Here is a 12630-nt window from a genome sequence, read left to right as displayed (position 1 = left end):
CAGGTCGCGGCCATGGAGGCCGACGTCCAGCTGGTCTGGGGCGAGCCGCGCGACCTCACGCTGCCCACCCTCGAGGTCCCGGCGATCAGCGAGGTGCGCCTGGACCGCTCGGCCGTCGTCGTGGTCGGCACGCCGGTCGCCGGTGCCACCGACTACGACGCGGCGCTCGTCGACGGCGACGGCCAGCCCTGGCCGGAATGGGTCGACGGCTACGTCGACCAGCTCCCCGGCCCCGACGACGACTGGCCGCCCACCGCCCACCTGGGCGCCACGTTCGCCGACGGCGCGCGGGTCGGCGCGCGGATGCGCGCGCGCAGCGAGGTCTGCGCCGGCCCGTGGAGCGACCCCGGGACCTTCGACCCGCTCGCGGCGGCCTGGCTGACGGTGCGTTTCCTGCCCGGCGTCGGCTACGCCTTCGCCAACGACCTGCCCAGCGGCGTACGGATCTGGTGGACGCCGGTCAGCGCCGAGGTCGACGGCTACCGGCTCACCCTCACCGACACCAACACCGAGGACCAGCCACCGCTGACCTACGACGTCCCCGCGGCGACCGAACCGGGCGCCGGCCCCCTGACCGACCTCACCGTCGGGACGACGTACGCGGTGTGCGTCCAGGCCCGGGTGGGCCGCTCGTTCGGCCCGCCGTCGGAGACCATCCGCGTCCGCCGGTCTCCGCACACCCCGGCGTCGCTGACCTACCTCGGGTACGACGGCGGCCGGCTGACGGCGAACTGGCGGCCCGCCGACCCGCAGGGCCCGTCGTACGAGGTGGAACTGACCGGCCCGGACGGCGCGATCGTGATCGCCACCGAGGCCACGGGCGACACCTTCGCCCTGGAGTTCCCGCCCCCGGACGGCACCGACGTCTGGCCAGCCGGCGAGTACAGCCTGCGACTGCGGGCCAACCGCTGGGACGAGCCACCGCGGGAGAACCCACCGGGCGAGCCCAGCGGCGACGGCGACCCGGCCGGGACCGCCGCCGAGTCCCAGCGGGAGCCGTGGAGCGAGTACGCCCGGATCACCCGCCTCGGCGGTCCGCCGCCCCTGACCGGGGTCACCCGGTCCGGCGACTCGATCACGACGGCCTGGGAGCCGGTGGCCGACGCGGACCTGTACCGGCTGGAGCTGCACGGCACCGGACCGTCCCCGGCGAGGCTCGTCACGCCGGGGACCTCGGTGACACTCCTCCCGCCGGCACCGGCGACCACGCCCGAAACGGATCTTCGGGTGCGTGTCCGCGCGGAGAACGCCCGCGGCGACCTCCTGCCCGGACCGTGGACCGAGCTCACCGGCCCCGTCACGGGCGCAGCGCCGTACCTCAAGCTCTCCGGCGACGGCTGGGGCTCGGTGCGCTACCGGACCCGCGACCACCGCCGCCCCGACGTGGGCGTGAACACCCTGTACAACCTGATGAACGACGGCTTCACCCTCGAGGCCGAGGTCCGCGTCGACGGACTGACCGGGGACCGGCCGATCCTGCGCGTCGCCCAGGCCGAGGGCAGCCCGTACCTCGCCGACGGCCCCTCGCTTCTACTGTTCCTGCGCGAGGGCCACGCCGCCTTCGGCATGACCTGCTACACCTGGGACAGCGGGGTGCCGTCGAACCCACGGTTGCAGGTCATGACCGCCCCAGGGCCGATCACGATCGGAACCTGGACCCACCTCGCGGTGACCCAGCCCTACAGCGGCCCGACCATCCTCTATGTCGACGGCCAGGAGGTCGCCCGCAGCCACTTCAGCGCCACCTACCCCGGTTTCGACGTCTATGAGGTCGGCCGCTCCGGCACCGACCACTTCACCGGCTACCTGCGCGAGATCCGCGTGTGGAAGGGCCCGCGCCCAGCCGAGGACCTCCACGCGACCATCGCCCAGGACCTGCGCCCACGCCTCGCCGAACTCATCCCTCACGGCCTCGGCGCCTACTGGCCCCTACGCGACGGCTCCGGCACCACCGCGACCGACGTCATCGACGCCAACAACCTCGCCCTGGAGAAGACCACCTGGCAGACTCCGTGAGCCCCCCGGCGATGTTCGCCGCCAGGGCAGCGATCGTCGACGTCCGCACCCTCCTCAGGGTGTCGGCCCCGCGGTCGGGATCGGGGCCGCCCGCGCGAACGCCTCGAGCTCGTCCTCGACCCGCGGGCCCGCCGGCGAGACGATGACCTCGGTCACGCCGGCGGCGCCGGCGCGCTCCAGCCGCTCGGCGAAGCCGCGCGCGTCGGCGGTCCAGCCCGTTTCCAGCAGCCCCGGGCCGGCCGCGTCGAGCAGCGGACGGTCCCGTTCGATCACCGTGACCAGGTGGCCCTCGTGCACCGCGAGGTGACGTTCGCCCGCGGGTCGCTCGGCCTCGACACGTTCGCGCCACGCGGCGCCGCCGGGGCGGGTCTCGACGGCGGCCGGCTCCCACGCCCACAGCGCGTGCTGGCCCGTCACATACGCCGGTCCCAGCGCGTCGCGAACCCTGGTCGACGTGTGGTCCTCCCCCGGGGCGAGGACGATGCCGGTGACGAGCTGGGCGCAGGTTGACCAGCGTTCGTCGAGCGGCTCGGTCGGTTCGGCGACGACGACCACGCCGTCGGCGATCCGCCGGGCGACCGCGAAGCCCTTCGGCCCGATCGGCGCGACCAGCAGCGGCACATCGATCGGCCGGGGCGCTCCGAAGCCCGGCGAGGCGATCAGCTCGGCGGCCCGGCCCTCGACCTCGACGGTCTCGCCGGCGAGCAGGCCCCGCAGCTGGGACACGTAGATCTCCAGCTCGGCCCAGCGCATCGCCGGGCGGCCCAGCGCCTGGCGGGCGGTGAACCCGGTGCCGAACGCGGCGCGCAGCCGGCCCGGGCGAGCTCCGCGACGGACGCGATCGCCGACGCCGTCACCATCACATGCCGCAGGCTCGGCACCGCGACCCCGCTGGCCAGCCCGATCCGGCTGGTGGCCTCCGCCGCCCGCCCGAGCGCGAGCCACAGGTCGCCGTAGAGCGCCGGCGAGTCGTAGACCCAGAGCCGTTCGTAGCCCAGCTCCTCCGCGATCCGCGCGTAGCGGGGCAGGTCACGGCTCGGTGGCAGGGCGCAGGACAGCGCCGCGCGGCGGCCCGGGCCGTAGCTGGCGGATCCGGTGCTCATGGTGTGCGGGACGCGCCGATCATCGCGCAGAGCAGCACCGCCGGCTCGGTGCCCCGGTTGAGCCACCGGTGCCGGGTGCCGTTCTGGATGTTGACGTCGCCGGTACGCAGCACCGTCTCCACGCCGTCGTCGAGCTCGAGGGTGATCTCGCCGGACAGGACGATCTCCATGTCCACCGTGTCGGTGCGGTGCATGCCGGGGTCCCGGGCATCGGCCCAGTCCCGCACGCCGGGCAGTTTCTCGTCCATCTCGCGCACGGCCGCGGCGATGTCGACGCCGGCGAGCGAGCGGTGCCCGTCGCCCGGCGGCAGCGTGAGGATGAAGAACCGGTAGCCACCGGCCGCCGGGAAGAACGTGGACTTCGCGCCGTTCTCCCCCGCGTCGGGAAACGTCGGCGCCGTGTCCGCCCGCCACAGCTCGTGATGGGTCGTGTCCGAGAGCGGCACGGCGGTCGGCTCGACCTCCTCGTCCGAGACGAAGACCGCCCGCCCCCGCCCGTCGTGCCCCGTGACCACCCGCCGCACCGCCACAGCCCGCCTCCCCTGCCCCACTTCGCCTGGACAAAGGTAACGCCCAACACACCGGATCACCCGGCAGCACGCTGGCCCGGCGGCAGGCCTCGGACCACGCCGGCGATCAGATCGGCGAGTGCGTCGGGTCGGGTGAGGGCCGGGCTGTGGCCCCCGGGCCATACGAGGCAGTGGGTGGCTCGGCGGGCCATGGCGCGTTGCAGGTCCGGGTGCACGACCTGGTCGTCGGCGCAGATCACGTAGGTCGAGGCGTGCTGGTGCCAGGCGATGTGCTCGGGTACGCCGCGGAAGAGCAGGCGCCCCACCGGGCGCAGCCGGGCGGCGGCCGCCGCCGCGACCGGCGCCTCGGCGTCCGAGTAGAGCAGGTGCGGACCGAGCTCCCGGTCCAGGTCCACGGCGTCCTCGCTGACGCGCATCGCCTCGGGCAGCCGGGTCGCCGGGAAGTCGTGGCCGGGCAGCAGGCGGCTCACCGACTCGCCGGCGTCGAGCTGGAAGGCCGCGACGTAGAGAAGGTGGCGCACGAGCGGATGCGCGCCGGCCGCCGTGATCACCGCCCCGCCGTAGGAGTGACCGACCAGCACCGCCGGGCGGCCGAACGCCGTCAACGCGTCCCGCGTGGCGCGGACGTCGGCGGCCAGCTCGGTCAACGGCAACTCGACCGCGACGCTGTCCACGCCCCGCCCGGCCAGCCCACCGCGGACGTCGTCCCAGGTCCAGGCCCCGTTCCACAGCCCGTGCACCAGAACGACCCCGGGCCGCCCGTCCGCCTCCCCGACGCGCACGTCTCTCACGCCCATCTCGGCGGGCGCTTCGCGGCGAACGCGGCCCGGCCCTCGGCGTGGTCGGGGTGGGCGGCGGCCTCGCCCTGGTGGCGGGCCTCCAGGGCGAGGGCCGCCTCGAACGACAGCTGCCCGACGGCGCGGAACTGGCGTTTGGTCAGCTCCAGCGCCCACGCCGGTCCCGCGGCGAGCGAGCGGGCCAGCTCGTGGGCGTGGGCGGCGAGGTCGGCGGCCGGGACGACCTCGTTGAGCAGGCCGAGGTCGTGGGCCTGCTCCGCCGACAGGGGCCGGCCGGTGGTGGCAAGCGCGAACGCGCGGGCATAGCCGAGCTCGCGGACCAGGTACCAGGAGGCCGCCGTGTCCGGTACCAGGCCCACCTTCGCGAACGCGCAGGCGAACATCGCCGTGTCCGCCGCGAGCCGCAGGTCGCAGGCGAGCGCCAGGCCCAGCCCGGCGCCGACGGCCGGGCCGTTGACCGCGGCGATCACCGGCTGGGGCAGGGACACGATCGCCTGGACGATCGGATTGTAGGAACCGGCGACCGTTTCGTCGGCGTGCACGAGCTCCTCGGTGGCCGCGAGGTCCTGGCCGACGCAGAAGGCCCGGCCGCGCCCGGTGAGCACCACCGCGCGCACGGTGCGGTCGGCGCCCAGGGCGCGCAGCGCGTCGACGAGTTCCCAGCGGGTGGGCCGGTCCAGGGCGTTGAGCTTGTCCGGGCGGGCCAGCGTGACGGTGACGACCGGGCCGTCGCGGCGGGTCTCGACGGCGCTCACGCCGTAGCTTCGGGGTGGCTGGCACCTGCGGGGTGGATGGCACCTGCGGGGTGGATGGCGCTGTGCTCGCGGCCGGGCATCGAGTAGCCGCGTTCGGCGTAGGGGAAGCCGTCGAGGCCGGTGTCGCGCGGCAGCATCTGGTAGTACGAGCGGATTTCGCGGATCAGGCCGTCGGCGCAGGTGAACCACTCGGCGCCGCGGGTGGCGACCCGCTCGGCGCCGGGCTGCGGCACCCACCACATCGTCCATTCGATGACGGCCTGCGCCGGCGTGGCGCAGATCGTGTCGACGACCCAGCGGGCCTGGATCCGGCCGGTGACCTTGCGCCAGTAGCGGGCCAGGTGCTCCCCGCCGGCGACGGCCGCCGACCCCACGTTCGGTGCGAGGAACCAGTGGACGACGTCCGGGTGCAGGGTGGTCAACATCAGGTCGACGTCGCCGGCGCCGCACCCGTCGTAGTAGCAGGTGATCAGTGCGGTCCAGGCCGCGGTCGGATCGTCCGCCGTAGCGGGATCGACGAGTTCCATGGTGGGGGCGGCTCCATTCTGCTCAGCCATGGTCGGCTCAGCCATGGTCGGCTCAGCCATGGTCGTACAGGCCGTGTCCGGTCTTGCGGCCGAGGCGACCGGCGGCCACCAGCCGGCGCAGCAGCGGGGCCGGGCGCAGACGCGGGTCCGCCGAGACGGCGGCCATCGCCTCCAGAGCGGCCATCGTCACGTCGAGGCCGATGAGGTCGACGAGCGCGAGGGGTCCCATCGGATGGCCGGCGCCGACCATCATGATCTCGTCGATCTCGGCCGCGGGGGTGCCGGCCTCGTGCCAGCGCACGGCGTCGTTGAGGTAGGGGATCAACAGCCGGTTGACGACGAACCCTCGGGTGTCCGCGCAGGCCACCGGTGTCTTGCCGAGCTCGCGGACCCAGTGCTGGGCCGCCGTGGCCAGCGCCGGGCGGCCCGGTGCGACGACCTCGACGAGCTTCATGACCTGCGCCGGGTTGAAGAAGTGCAGCGCCAGTAGCGGGCGGCCCGCGCCGACGTGTGGGCGCAGGTCGGACAGCCGCAGGGACGAGGTGTTGGTCGCCAGTGCCAGCCCGCCGGGCAGGGCGGCGTCCAGGTCCCGGAAGACCCCGGCCTTGACGGCGAGGTCCTCGGCGACCGCCTCGATGACGACGTCGACGCCGGCGAGGACCGCCGGATCGAGGGTCGTCGTGACCCGGGCGAGGATCTCGGACCGCTCGGCGGCCGGTAGGCGCCCGCGGGTGACCGCCCGGTCGAGGCTGGCACCGACCCGGCCGAGCAGACCGGCGACGCTGGCGGCGCCGCGGCCCAGGACGCGCACCGACCGGCCACTGCGGGCGACAGCCTCCACGATCCCGCCGGCCATGTGACCGGTGCCGACGATCCCCACCGGGCCGGTCCAGCGTGCCGTCCCGGTCTCGGTGTCCCGCGCCGGGGCGGCAGGGCCGCGCGGACCCACGACGTCAGGCAGCGGCACGAGGGCGGAGCTGCCCGCGGCGCCCGGCAGACCCAGTTCGGCCCGCTCGTCCTCGGGTAGCGCGGCCAGGACCTCGAACGGGCCGCGGGGATGGCCCGCGCCCAGGCGCATCGCGACGTCGATGTCGGCGGTCGTCGCGACCCGCCGCTCGGCCAGCTCGACCGCGTCGCGCAGCAGCCCGGCCAGCAGCCGGGTGCTGGCCGTCAGCGTCTCCACCATGCGATCTCCTACTCTCGTCAGCCGCGGGCCCGGGTTGCTCAGGCGGGTTCGACGCGGACGGGGACGCTAGCCCAGCCCTTGAGCGTGTTGTTGAGCCTCGGCACCGGTGTCCCGGCGAGCTCGACCCGCCGGACCCGGCGGGCAAGCGCGGCCAGGACGAGCTCGGCCTCCAGCCGGGCCAGCGGCTGACCGACGCACTGGTGGATACCCATCCCGAAGGCGACATGCCCGGCGGCGCGGCGGCGCACGTCGAACTGGTCGGCGTCGGCGCCCCAGCGCCGCGGGTCGCGGTTCGCCGAGCCCAGGAACAGCAGGACCTTCGAGCCCGCCGGGATGACCGCCCCGGCCACCGGCGCGTCGCGGGCGGTGGTGCGGAAGAAGGTCTGCACCGGTGACTCCCAGCGCAGCGCCTCGTCGAAGGCGAACGCGGCCAGGCGCGGCTGCTCGTGGAGCAGCTCCCACTGCCCCGGGTGCGATGCGAGGGCGTACATCGTGTTCGCGAGGCCGTGGACGGTGGTGTCCACGCCGGCGCTGAGCAGCGAGCGCACCAGCATTGGCGCTTGTTCGTGGGTGATGTCGCCGCGGTCGGCCGCCGCCCAGATCCGGGCGCCGAAACCGCCGGGGGCCAGGGCGTCGCGCTGGCAGCTGGCGAGGATCCAGTCCTGGACGGGTGCGGCGCTGGCGAGCGCGGCGCGGCGCAGCTCGTTGTCCGGGCCGAACGCGTTGAACGCGAGCGAGCCGTACGGCAGGAGGTTCTCCCGGCCGGTCGCGGGCAGCCCGACCGCGTCGGGGAAGACGCGCAGCGGGTAGACCTCGGCGAGGTCGCGCACCGCGTCGAAGGCGCCGCGTTCGACGAGGTGCTGGGCGATCTCCTCCGCGACCTGCGTGAAGCCCGCGCGCAGTGCCCGGATCTCGCGCGGCGCGAGGACGCCGTTCATCGCCGAGCGCACCGCGGTGTGCGCCGGCGGATCCGCTTCCAGCAGCAGGCTGGGGGGGCGCCACGGCTTGTCCCGGGCGAAATCGGCGAGCCCGGCGCCGCGGCCGGACACGAACGTCGCCCAGTCCCCCAGCGCCGCCTTTACTTCGTCGAAGCGGCCCATCGCGTGCAGGTTGTGGCGGGGCAGCAGGGCGAGCGGGCCGGCGTCGCGCAACCGTCGGTGGAACGGGTACGGGTCGGTGAGCACACCCGCGTCGAACGGGTCGTCTGGTAAGGACGGCAGCGTCGCGGGCAGGTCGGTGGGTGTCGTCATGGGGGGCTCCCGGCGGTTCAGAGGTCGAGGACGAGCCGAGGGCACGCGGCCCGGGACACGCAGAGGAAGATGGTGTCGTTGGCCGCCCGTTCGTCCGGGGTCAGCAGGCTGTCGCGGTGGTCGACCTCGCCGGCGAGCACGGCCGTCTCGCAGGTGCCGCAGGTGCCCTCCTGGCACGAGGACAGCACGCTCACCCCGGCGGCCTCGACGACGTCGAGGATCGACCGGTCCGGCGGGACGGTGAGGGTGCGCCCGGAGGCCGCCAGCGTCACCTCGAACGACCCGGTCCGCACCGGCGGGCCGACGTCGCGGGGGGTGAACCGCTCGACGTGCAGCGATCCCGGCGGCCAGCCGGCGCAGCGCCGCTCGACGGCGGCGAGCAGCGGCTCGGGCCCGCAGCAGTAGACCGCGGTGTCCGGCCGGGGGGTGGCGAGGAGGCGGTCGAGGTCGATCAGGCCGACCTCGTCCTGCGGGTACAGGCTGATCCGGTCGCCGGCGGCCCCGAGCTCGTCGAGGAACGCCATCGACGCCCGGCTACGTCCGCCATAGTGCAGCTCCCAGTCGGCGCCCGCGCGTGCCGCCGCGCTCGTCATCGCCAGGATCGGGGTGATCCCGATGCCGCCGGCGAGAAACAGGTAGCGGGCCGCGGGCACGAGCGCGAAATGGTTGCGCGGCCCCCGGACCTCGACGGTCGCACCCTGCGGCAGGTGGTCGTGGACGTACGCCGAGCCGCCCCGGCCCGCGGGCTCCCGCAGCACCCCGAGCCGCCAGGCGTGGCGCTGCGCCGGCTCTCCGCACAGCGAGTACTGCCTGGTCAACCCACCGGGCAGCATCAGGTCGACGTGGGCGCCGGGCGACCAGCGCGGCAGCTCGGCGCCGGCGGGGTCGCGCAGGTCGAGGAGGACGACGCCGTCGGCGCCGGCCCACCGCCGGTGCACCGTCAGGCGCAGGTCCGCCTCCTGGTTCATCCCGCTCACTGGTCCATCCCGCTCATCGATCCATCCCGCTCATCGATCCATCCCGCTCATCGATCCATCCCGCTCATCGATCCGAGTCGATGGGTGCATCGGCGAGCCTGGCGATCAGGCGGCGGGCGGCGAGGCTGCCGGTGTCGATGTCGATCGAGAGCTCCTGGTAGCCGTCGGGTTCGCTGGCGAGGACCCGTTCGAGCACGTCGAGGGCGGTGACGTCCTGGCGGACCACGGTGCGGTTACTCTCACGCAGGTAGTCCGAGACCGAGGTGTCGTCGAGGGCGAAGTCGCGGGCGACGGCCCAGAAGTCGTGGGTCGACGTCTCGGTCTCGGGGGTGATCGCGTAGACCACCTTGACGTGGAAGCCGTCGGGGTCGCTACCGTCGGCGTTCGGCTCGACTCCGACCGGGGCGACCCGGGAGTGCAGCCGGTAGAGGCACGGCGGGGTGAACTCGATGTCCTGCCAGCGGGTGATCCGCTCGGTGATGCCGGTGCTGCGGGCGTAGAACGGCGGGCAGCCGGCGTCCGCCATATGCCGGGAGACGCGCAGCGTCCCGGCCTGTTCGTCGACGTCGACGGTGATGGGCGTCTCGGCGACCTCGGGGGTGCCGATGTAGCCGCCGTGCAGGTAGGTCTCGTGCGACAGGTCTAGCAGGTTGTCGACGAGCAGGCTGGCCCGCGCGGCGAGCGGCTCCATCCCGCACACGGTCGTCCAGCCCTCCAACGCCAGCCAGGGCGCGCGCGGCACACTGCCCGCGTCGGCCCGGTCGGGATCACCGATGAAGACCCAGACGAAACCGTCCAGCTCGACGACCGGGTAGCGCCGCAGCCGCGCCGAGCGCGGAACGCGGGTCTGCCCCGGGACGGCGACGCAGACACCGTCCGCGCCGTAGGTGAACCCGTGATATCCACAGACGACGGTGTCCGCCACGAGCCGCGACGGCGCCTGCGAGAGCGGGAAGCGCCGGTGCACGCAACGGTCGCTCATCGCGGTCACCTCACCACCGCTGGTCCGCCAGAACGAGATCGGCTCGCCGCAGATCGTCCGGCCGAACGCGGTACCGCCGCCGCCGTCGCGCGGCGCAATCTCGTGGCCGTACGCGGCCACGTACCACTGATCGCGGACGATCGAGGTCATGGGATGCTCCTTCGCGGGCGGCGGGGGACGCCGGGAGGATGGCGGGAGGATGGCGGGAGGATGGCGCCAGCGTGCCGTGTCCGCCGGTGGCCGCGGCGGCATCCTTCCGAATAGCGGAAGATCTCTCCGGTGAATCCGTAGGGGGCGTTCCGGACATCGCCTGGGTGAATAGCTGGCATCCCGAAATTGCGCTGGCGGGGAACGGGACAACCGGCCTAATCTCCGGCCTGTGAGCCACATCACCGACGACTCCCCGCCCGTCGCGGTGCCCCGCCCGCCGTTAGCAGCATCGGGATTCGACGGCGTGCGCATCACGGGCCTGACGAAGACCTTCCGCCGGACAACCGTCTTGCGCGACGCGCATCTCGACCTGATGCCGGGCGACATTCACGCGCTGATCGGCCAGAACGGCTCCGGAAAGTCGACGGTCGTCAAAATTCTCTCCGGTTTCCACCGGCCGGATTCCGGTGCCACCTTGGCACGGGCCGGGAAGGAGTATTCCTTTCCGCTGACCGCCCATCAGCTCGACGAGCTCGGCATCGCCTTCGTGCATCAGGATCTGGGCCTCGTCGACAGCGCCTCGGTCGTGGACAACATTCGGATCGGCCGGTTCAACCGGGGGCGTTTCAGCCGTCGCATCGACATGCGCACGGAGCGGGCGGCGGCGCGGCGCACCCTCGACCGGCTGGGCTCCTCCCTCGACGTCGACGCGCCCGTCGGCGGCCTCAGCGCGGCGCAGCGCTCGATCGTGGCGATCGCCCGCGCGGTGCAGAGCCTGCGCGGGGGTGACGGGGTCATCGTCTTCGACGAGTCCACTCAGTCGCTGCCACCCGCGGTGCTGGCGGGCTTCTACGCGACGGTTCGCGACCTCGCCGCGCAGGGCACGGCGATCCTGCTGGTCAGCCACCGCCTCGACGAGGTCATGGCGCTCTCCGACGCCGTCACCGTGCTGCGCGACGGCCAGATCGTGGCCTCGGCGCTGCCTACCGCGGCGACGAGCGTGCGCGAGCTGACCCGGCTGATGCTCGGCGTCGAGGCGCAGACGCATCCGCTGCGCGAGGAGGTGCCGTCGGCGCCCACCGACATAGTTCTGACCGCCACCGGGCTGACCGGACGGCGCCTGCGCGGCGTCGACCTGGCGCTGCGGGCCGGTGAGGTCCTCGGGGTGACCGGCGCGACGGAGTCCGGCCACGAGGAACTGCCCTACCTGCTGGCCGGTGCCCGGCCCGGCCGCGGCGGCATCGCCTGCGGCGGGCGCCGGGTCGACCTCGCCGCCGCGAACGCCCGGGCGCTGATCGACCTCGGCGTGGCACTCGTGCCCCAGGGCCGCACCACCGCCGGACTCGCCCTCGGCCTCAGCGCGTCGGACAACCTCTCGCTGCCGAGGATCCGGAGCCGCAACAGCGGGTACTGGCTGGCGAAAGGCTGGCAGGAGGACGAGGCGCGCCGCGTCATCGCGGACTTCGGGATCACGCCGGCGCGGGCGGACCTGCCGATGGGCGCGTTCAGCGGCGGGAACCAGCAGAAGTTCCTGGTCGGCAAATGGATGGTCGGGCGGCCCCGGGTGCTGGTGCTGCACGAGCCCACGCAGGCCGTTGACGTCGGCGCCCGCCGCGACATCCTGCGCAACATCCGCCGGGCCGCGGCGGCGGGCGCGGCAGTCGTCGTCGTCTCCATCGACGAGGAGGACCTCGCGAGCGTCTGCGACCGGGTCGTCGTGCTCGACGCGGGGCGCCGCTCGGCGGAGCTGACCGCACCTTTCACCGCCGCGGACGTCATCGACGCCGTCGGCAACCGCATCGGGGCGCTGGAGGAACACTCGTGAGCACCACGACCGGCGAGACCGGCCACACCCGCACCGACGACATCGCCCGCCCGCCGGGACCGGCGACGCCGCCGACACCGGCGACGTCCTGGTGGAACCGGGCCCGGCTGGCGGAGCTGAACCGGCGCGGGGCGGTGGTCATCGTCTGGGCCGTAATGGTCCTGGCGTTCGCCATCGCCTCCCCCGGCCTGTTCCTGACCAGAGGCACCTTCCAGATCATCTTCGGCAGCCACGGCGAGCTGATCTTCCTGTGCATGGCGCTGGTCTGCGTTTTCTCGGTCGGCGAGTTCGACTTCTCGGTGGCCTCGATCATGGGCCTGAGCGGGACGGCGACCTCGGTCATGTACGTCACCCATGGCTGGCCCATCGCGGCGGCGGCCGCGTTCGGGCTGGCGCTGGGCGTGGCCGCGGGGGCACTGAACGCCGTGATCATCGTGCTGCTCGGCGTCGATCCCAGGGTGAGTCCCACTGCGTGGTGTAGATCGGGAGCGGCTGGTTGATCGTCCGGGGTGCGGGTGTGTCGCTCCGAGAC

At 73.9% G+C, this 12630-nt stretch carries 11 protein-coding genes and 1 pseudogene; 3 read left to right on the top strand and 9 right to left on the bottom strand.

Annotation, left to right across the window (positions count from 1 at the left end):
* The coding region (locus MXD58_RS09350) for a LamG-like jellyroll fold domain-containing protein (RefSeq protein ID WP_250609201.1) at window positions 1–2016 on the top strand (2016 nt) is incomplete at its 5' end.
* Between the two features lie 54 nt (window positions 2017–2070).
* Here the strand turns inward: MXD58_RS09350 and MXD58_RS09345 are convergent.
* The 9 genes and pseudogenes from MXD58_RS09345 to MXD58_RS09305 form a co-directional block, all read right to left on the bottom strand.
* A pseudogene (locus MXD58_RS09345) lies at window positions 2071–3119 on the bottom strand (LLM class flavin-dependent oxidoreductase).
* Window positions 3116–3634 carry a cupin domain-containing protein gene (locus MXD58_RS30665; RefSeq protein ID WP_250609200.1) on the bottom strand — a complete coding sequence of 173 codons (519 nt, stop codon included), beginning with the start codon at window positions 3632–3634 and terminating at the stop codon, window positions 3116–3118. The pseudogene MXD58_RS09345 and the gene MXD58_RS30665 overlap by 4 nt, the downstream one beginning before the upstream one ends.
* A 71-nt stretch (window positions 3635–3705) precedes the next feature.
* Window positions 3706–4440: an alpha/beta fold hydrolase gene (locus tag MXD58_RS09335; RefSeq protein ID WP_248841032.1), complete on the bottom strand. Its 735-nt coding sequence runs from the start codon at window positions 4438–4440 to the stop codon at window positions 3706–3708.
* Window positions 4437–5201, bottom strand: a complete 765-nt coding sequence (locus tag MXD58_RS09330) for an enoyl-CoA hydratase/isomerase family protein (RefSeq protein WP_248841033.1) — start codon at window positions 5199–5201, stop codon at window positions 4437–4439. The genes MXD58_RS09335 and MXD58_RS09330 overlap by 4 nt, the downstream gene beginning before the upstream one ends.
* Complete coding sequence (locus MXD58_RS09325) at window positions 5198–5758, bottom strand: nuclear transport factor 2 family protein (protein ID WP_248841034.1); 561 nt, start codon at window positions 5756–5758, stop codon at window positions 5198–5200. Before MXD58_RS09325 ends, MXD58_RS09330 begins: the two co-directional genes overlap by 4 nt.
* Before the next feature lie 22 nt (window positions 5759–5780).
* The gene (locus tag MXD58_RS09320; RefSeq protein WP_248841035.1) at window positions 5781–6914 is read right to left on the bottom strand and encodes a 3-hydroxyacyl-CoA dehydrogenase family protein; all 1134 of its coding nucleotides are present in this window, start codon (window positions 6912–6914) and stop codon (window positions 5781–5783) included.
* Between the two features lie 38 nt (window positions 6915–6952).
* Complete coding sequence (locus MXD58_RS09315) at window positions 6953–8164, bottom strand: cytochrome P450 (protein WP_248841036.1); 1212 nt, start codon at window positions 8162–8164, stop codon at window positions 6953–6955.
* A gap of 17 nt (window positions 8165–8181) precedes the next feature.
* Window positions 8182–9132: a PDR/VanB family oxidoreductase gene (locus MXD58_RS09310; RefSeq protein WP_248841040.1), complete on the bottom strand. Its 951-nt coding sequence runs from the start codon at window positions 9130–9132 to the stop codon at window positions 8182–8184.
* A 73-nt stretch (window positions 9133–9205) separates the two neighbouring features.
* Window positions 9206–10273: a Rieske 2Fe-2S domain-containing protein gene (locus MXD58_RS09305; protein ID WP_248841037.1), complete on the bottom strand. Its 1068-nt coding sequence runs from the start codon at window positions 10271–10273 to the stop codon at window positions 9206–9208.
* A gap of 229 nt (window positions 10274–10502) precedes the next feature.
* Between MXD58_RS09305 and MXD58_RS09300 the strand changes: the two genes are divergently transcribed.
* Together MXD58_RS09300 and MXD58_RS09295 are read left to right on the top strand one after the other, a co-directional pair.
* Window positions 10503–12098: a sugar ABC transporter ATP-binding protein gene (locus MXD58_RS09300; RefSeq protein ID WP_248841038.1), complete on the top strand. Its 1596-nt coding sequence runs from the start codon at window positions 10503–10505 to the stop codon at window positions 12096–12098.
* Window positions 12095–12598, top strand: coding sequence for an ABC transporter permease (locus MXD58_RS09295; RefSeq protein ID WP_248841039.1), 504 nt, complete (start codon window positions 12095–12097; stop codon window positions 12596–12598). The genes MXD58_RS09300 and MXD58_RS09295 overlap by 4 nt, the downstream gene beginning before the upstream one ends.
* Window positions 12599–12630: the final 32 nt, after the last annotated feature.

Source organism: Frankia sp. AgKG'84/4 (genome assembly GCF_023242965.2).
GTDB lineage: Bacteria > Actinomycetota > Actinomycetes > Frankiales > Frankiaceae > Frankia.
The sequence above is the reverse complement of the archived record's forward strand: the minus strand, read 5'-3'. Positions and strand labels throughout refer to the sequence as shown.